This is a genomic window from Anaerococcus sp. C0059F3, assembly GCF_056590475.1.
This window is the reverse complement of the sequence record NZ_JBWPWE010000005.1, coordinates 132,479-150,970: the sequence shown is the minus strand read 5'-3', so window position 1 is coordinate 150,970 and position 18,492 is coordinate 132,479. Positions and strand designations below refer to the sequence as shown.

General features: G+C 35.0%; 15 protein-coding genes. 3 read left to right on the top strand and 12 right to left on the bottom strand.

Features of this window, described 5'->3' with window-relative positions:
• Nucleotides 1–66: 66 nt before the first annotated feature.
• The 3 genes from AC1EJ5_RS04840 to AC1EJ5_RS04830 form a co-directional block, all read right to left on the bottom strand.
• Nucleotides 67–1,143 carry an NAD(P)H-dependent amine dehydrogenase family protein gene (locus AC1EJ5_RS04840; protein ID WP_479814876.1) on the bottom strand — a complete coding sequence of 359 codons (1,077 nt, stop codon included), beginning with the start codon at nt 1,141–1,143 and terminating at the stop codon, nt 67–69.
• Nucleotides 1,144–1,677: 534 nt separating this feature from the next.
• Nucleotides 1,678–2,076, bottom strand: coding sequence for a GNAT family N-acetyltransferase (locus AC1EJ5_RS04835; RefSeq protein ID WP_479814874.1), 399 nt, complete (start codon nt 2,074–2,076; stop codon nt 1,678–1,680).
• A 12-nt stretch (nt 2,077–2,088) separates the two neighbouring features.
• A complete protein-coding gene (locus tag AC1EJ5_RS04830; RefSeq protein WP_479814872.1) occupies nt 2,089–2,949 on the bottom strand; it encodes a DUF4300 family protein in 861 nt (286 codons plus the stop codon).
• 249 nt (nt 2,950–3,198) lie between these two features.
• Here AC1EJ5_RS04830 and AC1EJ5_RS04825 point away from each other — a divergent pair, with 249 nt between their 5' ends.
• Together AC1EJ5_RS04825 and AC1EJ5_RS04820 are read left to right on the top strand one after the other, a co-directional pair.
• Nucleotides 3,199–4,485 (top strand): hypothetical protein, encoded by a 1,287-nt coding sequence (locus AC1EJ5_RS04825; protein ID WP_479814870.1) that lies wholly within the window; start codon nt 3,199–3,201, stop codon nt 4,483–4,485.
• A 110-nt stretch (nt 4,486–4,595) separates the two neighbouring features.
• Complete coding sequence (locus tag AC1EJ5_RS04820) at nt 4,596–5,408, top strand: hypothetical protein (protein WP_479814868.1); 813 nt, start codon at nt 4,596–4,598, stop codon at nt 5,406–5,408.
• Nucleotides 5,409–5,818: 410 nt separating this feature from the next.
• On the opposite strand, the gene AC1EJ5_RS04815 is transcribed toward AC1EJ5_RS04820, so the two are convergent.
• The 9 genes from AC1EJ5_RS04815 to AC1EJ5_RS04775 form a co-directional block, all read right to left on the bottom strand.
• Nucleotides 5,819–6,793: a hypothetical protein gene (locus AC1EJ5_RS04815; protein ID WP_479814866.1), complete on the bottom strand. Its 975-nt coding sequence runs from the start codon at nt 6,791–6,793 to the stop codon at nt 5,819–5,821.
• 289 nt (nt 6,794–7,082) lie between these two features.
• Nucleotides 7,083–7,880: a conjugal transfer protein gene (locus tag AC1EJ5_RS04810; protein ID WP_308749124.1), complete on the bottom strand. Its 798-nt coding sequence runs from the start codon at nt 7,878–7,880 to the stop codon at nt 7,083–7,085.
• A complete protein-coding gene (locus AC1EJ5_RS04805; protein WP_308749125.1) occupies nt 7,870–8,325 on the bottom strand; it encodes a TFIIB-type zinc ribbon-containing protein in 456 nt (151 codons plus the stop codon). The genes AC1EJ5_RS04810 and AC1EJ5_RS04805 overlap by 11 nt, the downstream gene beginning before the upstream one ends.
• A gap of 60 nt (nt 8,326–8,385) precedes the next feature.
• Nucleotides 8,386–9,552, bottom strand: a complete 1,167-nt coding sequence (locus AC1EJ5_RS04800; protein WP_308749126.1) for a helix-turn-helix domain-containing protein — start codon at nt 9,550–9,552, stop codon at nt 8,386–8,388.
• Nucleotides 9,553–9,566: 14 nt separating this feature from the next.
• Entirely contained in the window at nt 9,567–10,265 is a 699-nt protein-coding gene (locus AC1EJ5_RS04795; RefSeq protein ID WP_308749127.1) for a DUF5986 family protein, read from the bottom strand.
• A 575-nt stretch (nt 10,266–10,840) separates the two neighbouring features.
• Nucleotides 10,841–13,939, bottom strand: coding sequence for a type I restriction endonuclease subunit R (locus AC1EJ5_RS04790; protein ID WP_308749128.1), 3,099 nt, complete (start codon nt 13,937–13,939; stop codon nt 10,841–10,843).
• Complete coding sequence (locus tag AC1EJ5_RS04785; RefSeq protein WP_308749129.1) at nt 13,932–15,155, bottom strand: restriction endonuclease subunit S; 1,224 nt, start codon at nt 15,153–15,155, stop codon at nt 13,932–13,934. Before AC1EJ5_RS04785 ends, AC1EJ5_RS04790 begins: the two co-directional genes overlap by 8 nt.
• Nucleotides 15,145–16,647, bottom strand: a complete 1,503-nt coding sequence (locus tag AC1EJ5_RS04780) for a type I restriction-modification system subunit M (RefSeq protein WP_308749130.1) — start codon at nt 16,645–16,647, stop codon at nt 15,145–15,147. The genes AC1EJ5_RS04785 and AC1EJ5_RS04780 overlap by 11 nt, the downstream gene beginning before the upstream one ends.
• Nucleotides 16,648–16,733: 86 nt before the next feature.
• Nucleotides 16,734–17,438, bottom strand: coding sequence for a DUF4145 domain-containing protein (locus AC1EJ5_RS04775; RefSeq protein WP_308749131.1), 705 nt, complete (start codon nt 17,436–17,438; stop codon nt 16,734–16,736).
• A 296-nt stretch (nt 17,439–17,734) separates the two neighbouring features.
• Here AC1EJ5_RS04775 and AC1EJ5_RS04770 point away from each other — a divergent pair, with 296 nt between their 5' ends.
• Complete coding sequence (locus AC1EJ5_RS04770) at nt 17,735–18,454, top strand: helix-turn-helix domain-containing protein (RefSeq protein WP_308749132.1); 720 nt, start codon at nt 17,735–17,737, stop codon at nt 18,452–18,454.
• Nucleotides 18,455–18,492 lie beyond the last annotated feature (38 nt).

Here is an 18,492-nt window from a genome sequence, read left to right as displayed (position 1 = left end):
AAAAAGAGAGCATCGCAAAGGCGAAAGCTCTCTCTTTTATTGCCATTCCAAACAATCAATAAATTTTTATTTTACATACTCATTCATATCTTTAACCATATAGACAGGATTTGGAAACTTATCTGTTGTTACATAACCTGGCTTAGAATTAATTAGCTCTGGTATCCTATTAATTAAATTTGAGCAGGTTAGTCTAACTGTATCAGGTTTATCCATAACTATATCTGTATTTGGCTCACCCTCAAAGGTCCATCTATTCATATCTATATCATTTTCTCCATAAACATAACCTAGGTTGTGAGTTTCTAAGGTTATACCTTCTTCTGTTTCAGTAGTTACAACAAACTCTGTACCTGTGGCATCTCCTGCCTTAACTGTCATGTTTAAGGTTGAAGATTGTAAATCTTTTTCATTTGTAACAGGTATGCTTTTTTGTGTTTGAGATTTTATTGTAAGTCCAAACTTTTCGCATAGCCAGCCATTTTGATTCCACATATATGATGGAATTACCTTGCCTTCATTTATTGCTTCTAGGGTTTCTTCATAGTTTAAATCATTATACTTGCCAAACTTTTCCTCAAAGTCTTCCTTGCTCAAGCCAGCACCATGGCCTTCAGCTAATGCTATACCATAATCTTCAACATTATAGCTGCTGACACCAACTATTTTCTTTATATCATATAATGAACCAGCTAGTGTATCTATTAAAACTCCCCAGTACATATCAGGATAACCACTTCCCGCTAAAGTACAATTGTTTTCCTTTGCTAATTTGTCGAGTTCTGCAGTCAACTTGTGGTTGGAATTCCAAGGATATAAAGCTTCTTCACAAGTAGAGATAGCATTTACACCATGCTTAGCACATAGTTTATAAGCATCTGCTATTTCCTCTACAGTAGATCTAGTAGCAACAATACAAACATCTGGTTTTTCAGTCTCCAAACATTTTTCAAAATCATCTACTGATGAAACCTTGACACCTACTTCGCCTTGTCCAATAATATCACCGATATCTTTTCCAATAACTGCTGGATTCATATCAAATGCTCCTACAATCTCTGCACCTTTTCCTAAGGCATATTTCATAAGATGCTTGGACATTTTTCCACAACCAAATTGAACAATCTTAACTTTTCTATCCATAAAAACCTCCAATCTAAATTATTGTTTTCAATATTATTTTACCCACTGAAAACCTTTTCTAACCAGGAAGCAGTCTTTTCATAAAACATTTATAAAATAATAACAACCCTCCTGAAACCTAGGCAAACCCAAGCCCTCATCTCGACAGAGGCCTTAGGCCGACAAGAGACCTTAATCGTCCTCTACATCAAGGGTTATCTTTATGCACCGGTATTATCCCAATCCTTTATAATTCACCAATATAATTCACAAAATAATCCCGATGCAAGAGCGAATCCTAATCCAGAGTGAGCCGATAGAGACCTCTCGAAGCTTTGCTCCTCGAGGTGGTGGTCTTTATTCTGACTATTTCACAAAATTTAATAGTGTCTTTAGAATAAAATCCAAATAAATCCCCCGAAACCAACTCAAACCCGCACCCGTCTCGACTAAGCGCAGCGCATGGAGAGACCTCCATAATTCTCTACATCAAGGGTTCTGTCAGTTCATCGTTATTATCTTAATCCTCTATAATTAATAAGAAAAATCCCAATCTCACCACATAAAAGCCAGGCAAGAGAATTCTCCGACTTCGCTTAGGCCTAATTTTTTATAAAATCCCTTAGTTTTCTCACTGTCTTCGGTCAAAAGTACAAATTGGCGGATGTTTTGGTTTTCTTTCATGACTTCTTTTAATAAATCGCTGCCAAGACCTTGGCCCTGGTAGGCTTTTAAAATCAAGATATCTTGGAGGTAGCAAATTGTGGCCCCATCTCCTATTGTCCTTGCCAATCCTATTAGTTTTTCACCGTCCCAAAGGGTCCAAACTTTTAGGGAATTTTCTATGGCCTTCATCAAGATGTCTGGCTCATCAGTGTAGGCGGTCCATCCTGCGTCTTCGTAAAGGGCCAAGACTTGGTCTTTTTCTGGTAATATTCCAACTTTTATTTCCATTTTTCTTTCCTCCTAACCTACATATTCCCCATTATCCATCACAAATGGCGGACAGGTATTTGGGTCGGTGTAGTCTTTGAATTTGTCTTTTAGATAATCGTAAACAGCTTGGCGGTTGTGGAATTTTATGGCCTGATAAGGCTCTTCGAAGGAGATTTTTTCTACAAATAAATATCCTTCGTCGGTTTTAACAAGAACTCCAATATGGCCTATAAATAAATAATTTCCGTCCAAATTATCGTGGATTACAACTGAAACCAAGCTAGCGTCTTTGGGAAAGGACCAGCCTTCAAAATATTTTTCCATGACCTTGGCCTGGTCTTCTGGATTTTTAGATCCATTTGTAGGGACTCTTGAGAAAAATTTCCTAAAAGTTTCACTAACTTGGCTATCAAAAATCTTGCCTTCCTTGATTTTTTCAAGGTCCATAAAAAGCATCTCGTCGTCAGGATTGCCTGCCCTTTGGATTTTCATATTGGCAAGGGCAAGCAAATAGGCATTAATCCTACAATTTGTGTCGGGAAATTTTTTCTGGGCCTTTTGTCTATTTTCAATCACCTTCCCTGTATCGTAGGTCGGATTTAGGTCTTCCTTAAAATCGCCAATGAGGTTTTCCTCGCCAACTGACTTGTTGTAATCAGAAACCATATCCATAAACTTGTCAACATTGGCCCTGGCAAAGTCATTGTCTCCGCCTAGCTTATCCTTTAGGATTTCTCCCACAAAATTAAAAGAGGCTTCATTTGCCATATTCGAAAGGCTTGGGCTTTCAAGATTTTCATTTACATTGCTAGGCTTTCTTACAACTTGTTGTTGCCCACAAGCCGCCAAAATCCCAACCATAATCACTAGGCTTAATAATATTTTTTTCATATTTTCTCCTTTTATTCTTAAGATAATTATAAATTATTGGCAAGGCTTGTCAATATGATTGGCCTTTTTCCTCCTTAATGACCTCACCTTTCATCTTTTCAAAATCTGCCCTGAAATCTTTCCAGGCCTTTATTTTTTAATCATCTAGGCTATTTATATACCTCGGATAAATAAAGATTTTATATTGATTTTGTGGGAAAAATAAATATAATGAATACAGTATAAGCAATTGTGAAAAAAGGAAGATTTATGAATAATTTTAAGAAAACTCTAGCAACAGCCCTAGCTTGCGCCCTTATCTTTGGGACAGGATCCAAGGCTTTTGCGGACGAAGCAAATAAAACACCTTCGCTATTTGAAATCCTAACATCTAGCGAAAAAAAGGCCCAAAGCCCAGAAAAAAACGAAGAAAAAACTACAAAAGAATCTTACGAAAGCGACCCAGCCTACCAAGAAGAATTCAAGGCACGCTTTGATCTTTACAATAAGATTCTAATAGCCAAAGAGTTAAAGGAAGTCGATGAGACAAAGTTTATCGACATATTAAATAAAAAGGCAGCCACAAAGGAAGATTTGGAAAAAGCCACAGAAGAGCTTTCTCAACAAATCGACGCTTCTGGCGAAAAAGTTGCCCTAGACCTAGATGTGGAAGGTGTCAAAAAAGACGTCAAGGCCTATATCCTTCAAGGAAAGTTATTTTTCCTAGACAGGCTTGACAAAAAAGACATCAAAAACCTCTACCTCTTCTATGAGTCAACAGTCAATTCCTACGGCCTAAAAAGAGCAAGCGAAGCTGAGAAAAATGCCATTACTCCATGCCTTGAAGAAATTTATAACTATATTCTAGAGACAGATAAAAAAGTCAAGGCAGGAATAGAAATTACAGAATTAGACAAGGCAAGAACCCAAGATTTAATCGAAAAACTCGACAAAACTCTTGAAGAAAACGCCAAAAAAGACTTTACCCACCAATCAACAAAGATTGTAAAAACAAGCTTTTTGACAAGTGGCAACCAAGTAGACGGGACCCTAAACGAAAACTCAGCCTTCTACAAATCTCAAAGGCCAGGCATCAAGGAAGCCTACTCAAAACTTCCATCAAGCCAAAGGACCTTCCTAGATAATATCAACACCAACAACGACGATTATATCGAGGATGCAGAAATAAAGGCCAATGGCCAATACACCCTCCCATTAAGCGAAGATAACTTCATCAAGCCATTTTATGGCAAACCAGAAGGGAATAATGTGGAAGTAAACACCACAGAAGTGGCAGGAACAAGCACCCAAACAACTAGCCAACCAGCCCAAACTCCAACCACCCCACAAAACCCAAACGGAGGCGTGCCAGAAACCGTCACCATCTCCCAAGGCCAAAATGAACAAGGAGTAAAATCAGAAGACGCCCCAACACTCATGACCAAGGCCGCAAGCCAAGTCAAAACAGGTATCAAGGGCGTAGGATACTTGGGGATAGTCCTTGTAGGAGCAATAATCGCATTTGTTGTTCTAAGTAAGAAAAAAGAAGAAAAATAAAAGCAAAAGGATCCGCAAGGGTCCTTTTTTCTTGGCAAAAGTCAGGCCCTTCTGATTGCTTAAGATAATAGGCTCAAGTACAATGATAAAAATATACCAAGGAGTAAGTCATGAAAAAGAAAATCCTAGGAGTCCTTGCCCTATGCCTAGCCTTCACAGCTTGCAAGGCTGATAAGGACCAAAATAAAGAAGCAGAAAATAAACCAGTCCAAGAGGCCCAAATCCAAGAAAAGGAAGAAGGCAAAGATAAAAAAGAAGCTGAAAAAGATAAGGAGAAAGAAAAAACCGACGAAGAAAAACTCTCAAAAGACGAAGAAAACACAGACTCAGAAATATTCTCCATGCTAGAAGACAAGGAATTTGTCGCCTATATCACCGACAGAAGCGATTTTATCTACTTCTACAAGGACGGAACATTTGATGGATGCACCTACTCTGGGGGACTCGAAAAAGTAGCCTGTCTATACACCGGCCGCTTTGGTAAGCCAAGGAAATTAGACGACAAATCCTATGCTCTCACTCTCGAAGAAATAAAATACCAAACCCCAACAAAGGGCAATATCGAAGGCAGTAAAACTAATGACGTATACTACCCATCCATATATTTTGACGAATCCATGAAAGGCGAGGAATACATAGTCTACCTACCAGGCACCAACCTACACGACCTTGAACAAGTAGGCGTATCCCACGAACTTGGCTATGATGAAAATGTAAAAGATGGGGTAATTAATATGTACACAATAGCCAAAAATCCTGTGAAAGCCCTAGATTATCCGGGAGAAGTAATCTTCATGGAAGAAGAAATCAACCGAGATTATTGGTATGCCAAACCAGAATTAAAGAATGAAGATCCAGAAAACAACTGTTTCCAAAAACTACTATTCGGAGACAAAGAAAACCCTTATAAGGGAAAATTATAATAAAAAGGAGGCCTAAGGTCCACAGCTTGTTGACAACCAAAATTAATTAAATGTTTCAATAATTAATATTTGAAAATCCCATAAAGAAATCGCTAATTTATGAGATTCCTCGTCAGAGCATAGCGGCTTTTCTGTCGGAATGACCTAAGTTCATATACTTTCTCAACACAAAAGGATCCGTCAGGGTCCTTGTTTTCTTGGGAAAATTATCCCAAATATTTCCCAAATGGAATTTAAAAGCAAAGGCCAAGGCAAAACCCAATTTGAAATAAGCTCATCTTGGCAAAATCCAAATCCAGCCAAGCCTTAGCCTGGCTTTCCTATCCTCCAGCAAATTAAAACTCTTAAAAAACAAAAAACACCCGCAAATCCAAAAAACTTGCAGGCGTTTGATAAATTTTGTCAAAATCTTATTTGAAACCATCCAAAACTTGGACCTTCTTATCCTTATCCAGATAAAAAAGCTTGCCCTTAAAAACCCTATAACCATAGGATTCTAGGTCTTTGGCAACAAAGTCTCCAGTCAAGAAATTTATTATATCCATCTTAAACAAATAAGGGTCCTTTTCAGGGTCGATGTAGGTCTGCAAAAGAACATTTGGCCCAGCTGAGATAAACTGAGTACCTTCTTCTGCTGGGCAGTTATTGCCGTTAATATAACATTTGCCCTCATCATCAAAGTTTACATCAAGAATTTCGTAATTATCCTTGCCATTCTTGTCATATTTAACTGACTGAAGCCAGGTAAAACCTTCCACGTCCCCGACTTCTTCAGGCTCTTGGTCATAGCCCTTAGATAAATCAAGCCTATACAATTTTTCCGGAAAATCACCAGACATATTATGTTTAATATAGCGAATCTCCTTGTCAGTAAAACCAATACCTTGCAAAAATCCATTAGAATCCTTCATTTTAAGGGCCTCAAAAATATTGGTCTTTCCAGTTTTTAGGTCTATCTCACCAAAGGCAGAAATATAATCAAATTTACTAAGGTTAACATTGCCGCTAAAAAGCCCATAGACCTTATCGTAAACCTTGGCAGATGGCAAAAATTCATGGTCCTTAATTATATAAATTTCCTTAATCTCCTTGCCCACAATCTTCATAAGAGTGCTATTATGGAAACCTTCAGAACCTGTAACAAAAACAAAAAGATCATCAGACAAAGGAACTGGATAGACATAGGTATCAGCGCCAAGATTTTTCATATCCGAAATGATACTTACAACCTCCCCATCCATGACAGAAACCAGGTTAAAATCAGAAAAGAAAAGATCATCCTCAGTCAAAGAGTCTTGATCTGAAACTTTTTCAACCTTATTAGCCTTATTGCCACAAGCAGAAAGAAAAAGGCCCAAAGCCAAAATCCACAAAAACTTCTTCATAAAAACTCCTTAAAAAATAAAATTGTAATACCCCTCTCCCGCAAAAACAAGGATATTATCCGCTAACGCAAACATTTTCTTGTTAGGGATATTATAGCATATTTTATTAGGGTAGTGCAATGAGTGGGATAAATGTAGCCATACTGATAAGAAAATGCCCCAACACACTAGGGTGGTAGGGGAGTATAATTATGTTTGATAAAATAAGTTTTTAATCAATTAATATATAATTTAGTAATTTTTAATTGCAATATCCTAATTAATATAACTAATAGCAATCAATTCAATTTTAAAATCCCAATAAAATCCCTAATTTGTTTATACCCTCAACAAAATCTGGAAGTGTCGCTATAGAACCAAGTATAATTTTCAAATAATTGAAAGCTGTTTTTAATAGATTTCTATCAGGGTTTGCTTTAGCTACTTCCCCCTTTATAAGCTTTAAGTTTTCCAATAAAACAATTTGTTTATCTTTTTCTGCTATTTGATCCAATATACCTTCCAACTTTAAAATTTCTTCATTAATCTCATTCATATTTAAAAAATTATTTTGTATTGCATCTATAGATGAATTATCACTAGCTAAATTTACCTGAACACCAGAACTATTTATGTTAATTTCATATTTATTATTATCATCATAACCCATATCAGTTGCTATATCTTTAATATATTCTTCAATTTCTGAAATAAATGGGTAAACCATTCTATTTCCAAAACAATATGCCATGTCTTGATATTTACTACTATCAGCATAAAACCAACCCAAAAAAATAGTATCTAAATCATTGTCTATAATGTATTTAAAAGTAGTATATAGAAGATACAATCTTTTACCACCATTACTTCCTAGGTCTAAACACTCTCTTCCGTAGGATGAATAAACGCTATTAATATTTTCTTCTAATCCGTCTATGTCATATTTAAAGCTTTCAATATAATTGCATATCAAATACGTCTCATCTATATAATCTATAAATTCTTTTAGAAGATCATTTTGTTCTCTATAATGAGCATAAATTACGCTCTTGCCTAGGCTTCTAAATCTTCTACTAATTTTCCTTAATTCCTTTTTATTAATCTCCATCTATAAGCTCTCCACAAAAAGGACAATATCCTCCCTCAAATTTCTTTATACTACTAATTTTCGCATATTTATTGCAACATGCATAATATTTTTCTTCAAAATCACCTATTTTTCTTCCTATAGGTATCTCTACTTCCTTTTTATTTTTTTCAGATTTAATTTCAATATCTGAATTTTTAAAACTTTTATTAATTGATGTTGAAATCTCATTTAATATATCAGCAACTTTATTACCTACCATCCTTTCTGCTAGATTTATTGTCTCATCATCAAAATACTCTTGATGTACTAAACCACAATTCGGACACCAAATATCTAGAACTGTGTCATCATTAATATCATCTTCGAGAAGCATAAATTTCTCTCCGCAAGATGGGCATTTTAATAAAATATATCCATCATTATCGGATGGTATACTTATATACATTGTTTCAAAATCTTTCATCGTTTCCTTATCAATTCTGACTATTATTTATTATATTATTGACTTAACCAAATAAAATTCTTACGATTTCTCATTAAGCTTTAATTTAACAATATTATTTTCACATTTATTTTCTATTTTCAAATAACCTTCTGGTAAATTTAATAATCCTTCAATTTCGTCACTAAAAAAATTCACCGAAGATTCATTAAACATGTTAACAATATCTTCTTTCGAATAATCATTATCTAAAAGTAATTTTATAGCCATTTTAAATATATTTTCATTTAGAGTATATGGATAATCACCTGGTTCTTTTTTTCTCCAACCTCTAGAACTTACTTGTCTCATTAAATATTGGTACTGATTATTGCTTATAACGTCTAAATCGTTGGCTCTAAATATCATAGCTTGAATAGAGACTTCCCAGTCATTTTTTAAGTTTCTATAATATTCTAATTCTGTTGGATATTTCCTACAATCTGCTAAGAATGTATCTCTTGGTAAAAGAAATGAGCTGGCAAACTTATTAGCTTGCCTCTCTCTTTCTTTAAACTCATCATTAGATAAAGTTTCGATATCTTCAGTCCAAGGATGTAAAATAATGTGACCTAGTTCATGAGCCATATCAAAATTAATTCTTGCTTTACCTTTTTTACCAACACATAAAACAATTATGTAAGTTTCATTATCGTCTATATTCACAATTTGACTATATGCATCAATTTTTCTATCTGGAACATTCACTCCGGTGACAATTAGACCATTTGATTCTAGAACATATTGTAAATTTTTAATAGGCTCTGATCCTAACCCCCAATAACTTCTTAAGTCTGACGCTAACTTTTCAATATATTCATCAGATAAATCCTCATTATCATTGTAAATTTTAGGTAGATTCAACTTGGGAAAATCAACGTATTTATACAACGCCTCATATAGTGCACCAATAAATTCAACTCTTGTAATCTCTGCTAACCTACTTTTCTTAGTAGTTGTGCTTAAAGATCTAAAATAAGTTGATCCTGATTTTATATTATGACTTGATTCTTGGTTGAAATAATTAGTAGGAAAATTTAATACCTTAGATAATTTCATAATAGTTTCAAAATCAGGATTCCCTTTATTATTCTCATATAATGAAAGAGTTTGCTTACTCAAATCAATTGATCTACCTAATTCAGCTAATGTCATGCTTCTATATGTTCTAGCTGTTTTAAGCTTCTCCCCATTAAATTTAAAACCCATATCATATACACCTCTTAACTATTTTTTACTGATTTTTTCTTTTTTAATCCTAGTTTAATTCCTTCATTAGGCTGAGGACTTTCCGAATTCTTATCAATATCCTCGGTTTCACTTTCTGAATTTGTTAATTCTATAATATCTGGTTTAATAAATTTAATCAGTGATTCTGTGTATACTTCATTGAAATCACTGTCAAATAAATACCAAATAATATCAATTACTTTATCAGATTTATAATCATATGCAACTATATAATAAGTATATCCTTTTAAATCTATACCAATATCAGAAAAAATATCATTAAATTCTTTATTATATATCCCCACTCCATCAGTATATAAGGGATCAAACGATAATTGTTTATTAGGTTTAACATCAGTATTTAAAGAGTTACTAATAATTTTCATATAGTGATCACTACTACTATACTTATCTCTAGACACTTTATTTAAATTAGTCGTACCGGTAATACTTACTAAAGACTTGGATTTTGAATCAACTAAAATCTTTCCTTTCCAATAGCTTCTCTTAAAATCATGTATAAAGCAGTCATCAGAAGTAAAAATTTCTTCTAATCGCCAGTATATTGTATCTAATTTTAAATCTCTGTGACAGTTTGCAGTTGGTAAATCTAAGATATTTTTTTTATAAACATAATCTTGCTCTAAAGCACTAACTACTGTATTAGCAATCAACTCTTTTAATCGTTCCATATTTACCTCCGTATCTTGGAATTTTCCATCTTTATGGTCTTATATTTTATTCTATCTTCATTATTTGTCAACTATTTGACTTTTTTTATTATTTCTGTCTAATGGTTAATCATTATATGTATTATTTAATTTCATATGAGTATTTATTTTTAATATATCCATACACCTGATATAATAGTATTAATAAGTAAATTTTCTTTGTGAATAAATTTGAGGTTATTATGGAACAACCGTTGATTGATTTTAATTCTTATCCTTTGAAAATCGCTCTAAAGCGTTTGCTTAAGGATAAGTCTACAAAAAAGAATATTATATGGGCGACTAATACCTATGAGGATTTTGGGGATACTCACGGGTTTTAGTTAATATATTATCCCATGCATTAAAAAGCTGTTGCAATTTCATGAATTAGTACCTTCCATTACTAGAGAAAAGTCAAAGGCTTTCATAAACCTCTAATACTTAAGGAAGCTTTATTCATTCAGCAACAGCTTCTTTTTTTATTTGATCACTATATCCAAAAGTTCCTCAAAAGAGCTTACTAGTCCGTATCTTACCTTATCGCAGCCTATTTCTCACAACTCATAAGCCTCATCAAAATACTGAGCTTGGTCAATAATTAATTTTATTACCTTATTCATCTCATCTTTTGGATACTTGTATTTTCTAAGGAGCTTTTTGACTGCCAATCTCATTGAGGCTCGGCCTGATTCTTTTATTGACCAATCAGGTGTCATTTCCTCGTCAATTGTTTTAGTCAATTCTCTAGTAAACTTGACTAGGTCTTCATTGGTGTAAAAGTCCTTGATGTTTTCTGGTTGAATTATGGCGTGGTAGAAGGCGAGTTCTTCCTTGCTAAGGCCTATGGCCTTGCTTTCTTCTTCCATTTTTACCATTTCATCAGCCAAGCCTATAAGCTTATTAATTATGTCTTCAAGGTCATAGTCCTTATCGCCATCTTCTGCCACTCCACTTGTAAAATTTTGAAGTCCCTCGGCATTGGCAATCAGGCCCCTTTTATACCTTTCCATGACCCTTTCTAATTTCTTAGAAAATTCTTCACTCTTAAGCTTATCAGTTCTTGCATACAAAACTATTTCGTCCCTTAATAGCTTTTCTAATAGCTTGATGCTTAGGTTTTTCTGCTTCATCTTCGCAAGATTTGCTAGAAATTCCCTATTAAATAAGTTAACTTCTCCACCAATAGTTTGGAAAATATCAATCACACCCCTACTTTCCACTACCTTGTCTAACAGAGTACTTATTTCAGCATCAATTTCTTTCCTAGATAATTTGTTAGGATTTGCAATCCTCATTACACTTATTCTTATCGCCTCAATAAAGGCTGCCTCTCTCTGTTCTGTTTCATCAGTCAGTGAAGCGCAAAGACTGTGGGCTTGTTTTAAGGCGTAGGCTTCTTTCTTAAATTCTTCCTGGATTTTATCGTCAAAGCCAAGGACAGTATTGATTCCGTCCCTGATAAGGCCTGCCATTTCCTCTTTTCCTATATCTTTGGCAAAAATCCTCTTATATTTATAATCATTTGTAACAAGTATCCTGCAAGCTTCAAGTTTTTCCTTAAATACTGGATAAACTCTTTCGCTAATGTTAGGATCTGGGGTATCTTTACCACCCCTGGTATATTCGCTAATAGCCTTCCTAAGGGCATCGGCAATACCAATGTAGTCTACAACTAGTCCGCCTGCCTTATCTTCAAAGACCCTATTTACCCTGGCTATAGCCTGCATGAGATTGTAGCCTTCCATAGGCTTATAAACGTACATTGTAGATAGAGAAGGCGCATCAAAACCTGTCAGCCACATATCTACAACTATGGCAATCTTAAATGGATCGTCGTTGTCTTTAAAGCGTTTGGCTAGGTCTTCCTTGTCGGACTTAAAGCCTAGTATGTCCTTCCATTCTTCTGGGTCATTGTTGCTTGAAGTAGCAACGACTTTTACCTTTTCATCCCATTCTGGCCTTAGCTCTAAGATTTTTTTGTAAATTTTTATAGCTATACGCCTGTTGTAAGCCACTAGGAGGGCCTTCCCTGTCAAAAGGTCCGCCCTATTTTTTTCGTAATGGTCGATGATATCCCTAACCAAGGTATCAATGGCTTCATCAGAACCAACTATTCTTTCAAGTTTACTTAACTTTTTCTTTGAATTTTCAATATCAATGGCACTGGCATTTTCTTCCATTTCTTTATATTTGGCATCAATTAGGTCTAGGACTTCCTTGTCCAAAAATAGGTTTAGGACCCTGTTTTCATAAAAGACTGGCTTGGTCGCCCCGTCTTTTACGGCCTGGTTCATATCGTAGATATCTATATAAGAACCAAAAACTTCCTTGGTATCCTTATCTTTTTCAGAAATAGGTGTCCCCGTAAAACCAATATAAGTTGCATTTGGCAAGCTATCACGCACCAGCCTTGCCATTCCCACTTGGATTGCTCCATCTTTGGCAATTTTCTCCCTCAAACCGTACTGGGACCTGTGGGCCTCATCGGAAATCACAATTATATCATTTCTCAAACTCAAAGGCTCGTCAGATTCTCTAAATTTTTGCATGGTTGAGAAAAATATCCCGTTAGACTTTCTCTTATCAAGCAAATTATAGAGGTCTTCTCTAGACTTGGCTTGTTCTGGGACTTGTCTTAAGAATCTAGATGCCCTGGCAAATTGTCCATAAAGCTGGTCATCTAAGTCGTTTCTATCGGTAATAACTACAAAGGTAGGCTTATCCAGGATTCTAATCAAATATTGGCTATAAAAAACCATAGACAAGCTCTTGCCAGATCCTTGGGTATGCCAGAAAACTCCCCCTCTGCCATCGCCTTTTTTGATAGCTTCTAGGGTGGACCTGACTGCCTTGTGGACGGCAAAATACTGGTGGTATTGGGCCATAATCTTGGTAGTTCCTTCGTCCTTATGCTCAAAGAATATAAAATTCCTAAGTATATCCAAAAATCTTCTCTTTTCCAAAAGTCCTTTTATAGGTGTAATATAATCTCCAAAATCCTTGGACTCATAGGACCCGTCCGCACTCTTCCACTCCTTGTACCAGGCCATATTGGCTGTAATTGTCCCAACCTTAGTCGTGGTGAAATCAGAAATAATATTAAATGCATTGTAAACAAAAAGTTCCTCAATGCCCTTTTGGTAGTTTTTGATCTGCCTATAAGCGCTATCCACATCAGAAAATTCTGTATTTAAGGACTTAAGCTCGACTACAACCAGGGGCATACCATTGACATAGATAAGGACATCTGGCCTTCTTGTGTCCCTACCCTCTATTGTAAGCTGGTTTGCAACTACAAAGGAATTTGCCTCAGGGTTTTCGTAGTCAATGAGATAAGCCATCCTAGTCTTAGACTCGCCGTCCTCATAGCTTGTGACCTCGACCCCATTTTGCAGATAATCAAAAAAAGTTTCGTTCCTATTTACAAGGAGACCTGCGTCTATATTATTGATCTTAAAAACCACCTGGTCAATCAATTCATCGCTCAAGTCTGGATTAATCTTTCTTAGGGCATCTCTCAAAAAGTCCGCCGCCAAGGCCGACCTCTTGGATTCCCTCCTAATCATAGTCTGGTCAATCCTTTGATAACCCAAATCCTCTATTGCCTTGATAAAAATCTCTTCAAAGCCTTTTTCTAACAATACTTCAGTCATAAGATCCCCCTAGACCCTCAAGGTCAATCTCCCCCGCCATCAGCCTAGGCAAAAGTGCATCACGGGCCTGGGCTAGGGTTCTATTTTGTATTCCTAAATTTATAATTAAATCTATAATTGGATTTATAACATCACTAGCATTTTTATATGTTTTTTCATCACAAATCAAAACTTTCGATTCTTTTAAATGCGATCTCTTTATATGTCCCATTGTTGTTGCCTTATCTCTAGCAATCGAAATAAATTTCTCTAGATGATACAATGTCCATAAATAATAAAACCATTTATCATATTTTTCAGATGTTACTTTAAATAAATGTTGATTTAATCCAGCATCCCCACCTGTCCATATTTTAACTAATAGAGTTCCTGACCATGAAAAAATAACATCTCCATCATAAACCTTTACACTTTCGTCTATATAATTACCAACCACATCACTACTTTCATCAGTTGAATTTTTGTTTAATTCTCTTATTTTAAGCGCAGGTAGACTGTTATCCTTGTCCTTTGGAGGGAATTTCTTTATAGCTACACCATTTTTATAGTTAGCTATTTTTTCAAGGTTTGAAACTTCCCAACCTTTTGGAATTGGTCCCAAATCTGAGTCTATAAAATTTCCACCCGCGAAGGGCTCAAAGTCTATAAAATAATATTTAAACAAGGCCTGGGCCTGGGCTTCCAGGTTAGCAATAATTTTATTGTTGGTTTCTATTTTTTTGTCAATTCCAAACAAAAAATTTAAAACTTTCTTTTGATAGTTTAAATCTGGAACTAATATATAGTGCCCTAATAAATCAGTTTTCCTAATGCTAGGTTGTGAACTTCCTCTGTTATATTTAATTATTTTATTCTTTTCATTTTTCAGTGCATAGTATAAATATTTATTATACATCAACTCGTTGCATCTCAATCCAATTGTATTTTGAATTATTGCACATTGATTATTAGGAACCATCGTTACATTTCCAATTCCATTTCCTACTAAAGTTATTAAAACATCGTTCTTAATAACATATCCTCGTAAGAAGTTATCCCAGCTATCTTTATCTAAATATCTATTAACCAAGTTTAAATCTGGAAATATATCATTTTTTATTAAGTAATTATCAATAACAGGATATTTTGAAAATTCTGAATACTTTTCTGGGTTCTTTCCTCTATTATCAATAATAATATCTATGACATCTGAAATTTTCTTCTCTTTATATTCCATACCCCAACTCCCCAAGCTGGGTCTTGATGTCTTTTTCCAGCTTGTTTGATTCTTCAAAGAGGGTTTTGAGTTCTCCTGCTAGTCTTTCCATCTTTTCATCAAATGGCTCGTCGTCCTCGTCTTCTTCCTCAAGGCCCACATAGCGCCCTGGGGTTAGGACAAAGGAATTGGCTTCTATCTCACTAGTTTCTGCCACATGGGCAAAGCCAGCTTCCTCTACATCTTTCCCCTCGGTAAACTTATGGTAGGTAGTCGCAATCTTTTCTATATCAACCTCTGCCAAGTCCCTGTGGGCCCTGTCTACCATATGACCAAGAGACCTACAATCCAAAAATAGGGTCTTGTTTTTCTGGGCCTTAGCCTTATTTATTATCCAAAGAGAAACAGAAATCCCAGTTGAATAAAATAGCCTGTCTGGCATAGCAATTATACATTCTACCAGGTCATCTTTGATGATATTTTCCCTGATTTGAGCTTCTGTGCCGGTGGATGAAGATAGGGACCCATTTGCAAGTACTAGTCCCATCTTGCCCACGTCTGATAAGTGGTAAATCATATGCTGCATCCAAGCGTAGTTGGCATTGCCTTCTGGTGGAAGGCCGTACTTCCATCTCTTATCCTCAACCAATCTGTCCCCGCCCCAGTCTTTGAGATTGAAAGGTGGGTTGGCTATGATAAAATCAGCCCTCATATTTGGGTGAAGATCTCTAAAAAATGTATCCGCAGCCCCTTCTCCCAAGTCTCCCTCTAGGCCATGAATGGCTAAGTTCATCTGGGCGAGCTTCCAAGTATTGGCATTTGATTCCTGCCCATAAATAGAAAGGTCATTTGCCCTGCCTTGGTGGTTTTGGACAAATTTTGCAGATTGGACAAACATACCCCCTGCGCCGCAACATGGGTCATAGACACGGCCTTGATAAGGCTCAAGGATTTCTACAATGGTCCTTACTATAGATGTAGGAGTGTAGAATTCCCCAGCGTTTCTACCTTCAAGGCTTGCAAATTGAGCTATGGCATATTCATAAGTCCTGCCAAGTATATCCTTAGATGAGCCGTGGTCTTTTAATTTCAAGTTGTTAAAAAGATCCACAACCTGGCCTAGTTTTCTCTTGTCAAGCTCAGGTCTGGCGTAATTTTTTGGCAAAATTCCATTAAGTCTTGGGTTTTCTTCCTCAATGGCAATCATGGCGTGGTCAATTAAAAGGCCGATTTCTTGGGTCATGGATTGTGAAGCGATAAAATTCCACCTGGCTTCCTTTGGGACAAAGAAAATATTTTCTGCTAGGTATTCGTCCCTGTCTTCAGCGTATTCTTCGCCTTCTTCAAGTAGGCTCTTGTATTTTGATTCAAAAGAATCTGATATATACTTTAGAAATATCAAGCCTAAGACAACATTTTTATATTCAGCCGCATCGATATTGCCCCTAAGCTTATCTGCCGCAGCAAAAATTTCCTTTTCAAAACCGAGATTGGCTCCAGTAATATTATCCATTATGTGCTCCTATTTTTATTATCTTCTACTTATCATATCATAAAGTATTTCCCATACTTATAATTTAATAATTGTTTTAATAATATTTACTTTTCACTTCGTAATTTTTCTTTAGAATCATTGATACTAACTATGTCTTCAAATAATTTTTCTCTCTCGTACACATCTATATACCAAGACTTAATAAGTACCTCTATAAGTAATATTAATTTTTCAGCTTCCAAAGGCTCTATATCTATAATAAGTCTTGTATCCTTTTGCATATGAGCTCCAATATTTCCTATTTTACGCAAGGCATCAATGGCTTCCCAAGTTTTGGCATCTACTTTATCACTTATAGCATCAATTTCCTTATATAAATTTTTCTCATTTACTTTCCACCTATGTCTGATCATGCTTTGTAGGCATCTTCTCGATAAGGTAGCTGAAGCCTTTGGGCTTAATTCTAATATATCATATGCTTCAGTATAATCTTTCAATATATGGCTTGGTATGTAATTTGGATATTGTTTGGCTTGAGATGCTGGGAATATTCTTCGTCTGAACCCTTCAGGAAATTGTGAACCTGCTCCTATTATATCTATTGTTACTTTTTTGCAAGCTGGGCATTTATTAAATTGTACAATTAACCCAGATGTATCTAAATGTGGATATTCAATCTTATCCTCTGAATTTTTCAGCCTATAACATTCCCAATTATTAGAACCAAACTCAGGATAGGCTTCATAAAAAGTATCTGTAGTCAAAGGAAATATCTTCTTACAAAATGGACACTCTAAATAATCGTTCATTTATTATCCTTTCTAAAATAATCAAAGATCTAGCTAACATTTTTTATTTATTATCTCAATTATTATTATATCATATAGGTTCCGAATTCTTAATATTTTATAATAATGAAAAATAGGAATTTATAAGTAATAAAACTAAGCGTAAATTTATGGTTTTAAAAATCCTGATTGACTTTATTTGAAATAGAGGCATAATGTATATAAGTGGCAAGCCATATTTAGGATGGAGAAATATAATGAATTCAATAGAAAATAATAACAACATGTCTAAGCTAATAAAAAACAGAAGAGAAGAATTGTGCTTAACTATTGAACAAGCTGCAAAAAAAGCTAATGTAGGCACTAGAACATGGAGTAGGTATGAATCTGGAAATCCAATTAGACAGGATAAAATTAAGGGTATATTAGTAGCTTTAAGGTGGTCAAAATTTCCTGATGATGAAAAAACAGATGTTGAAAATTATATAGATGAGTATAGGACTCATGATGCATGGTCAGAAACGATAAACGACTTATATGGTAAATACGCAGCTATAGCATTTTGCATAGGTTCTGATATCTTATCAGATGATATAATGATGGATCTAGAAGAATTATCAAGCTTGCCTAAAGGTTCACACATTGGACAATTAAATGCTTCTAGCCTTCAGTTATCCTTACCAGAAGAATTCCTAATGGAGTATGATTATAATTTCTTAATAAAATTAAAAAGAGCTTTAAATCAATTAATAATAAAAGCTGTGAAGGGTGATGACTTTATAGCTCATAAGCCTATTGAAGAGATAATATTAAAATCAATCATTGACGAGGCAGAATTATTAATGCAAGAAATGTTAATCAATCTTAATAAAGATGACTTTGAAGATTTCCAGTATTGGGATGAGTGGATATACGATATGTTTGGAGATAATGATATTGAAACATTTTTATATTCAGATATGCCATTCCCTATAGTTGATGATTATAAGTTTGATAATTGGTTTGAAGATAGATTTTATTTAAATGATTATGAATAATGTTTTTTATATTATTTTAAGTTTAGGATAAAATAAAA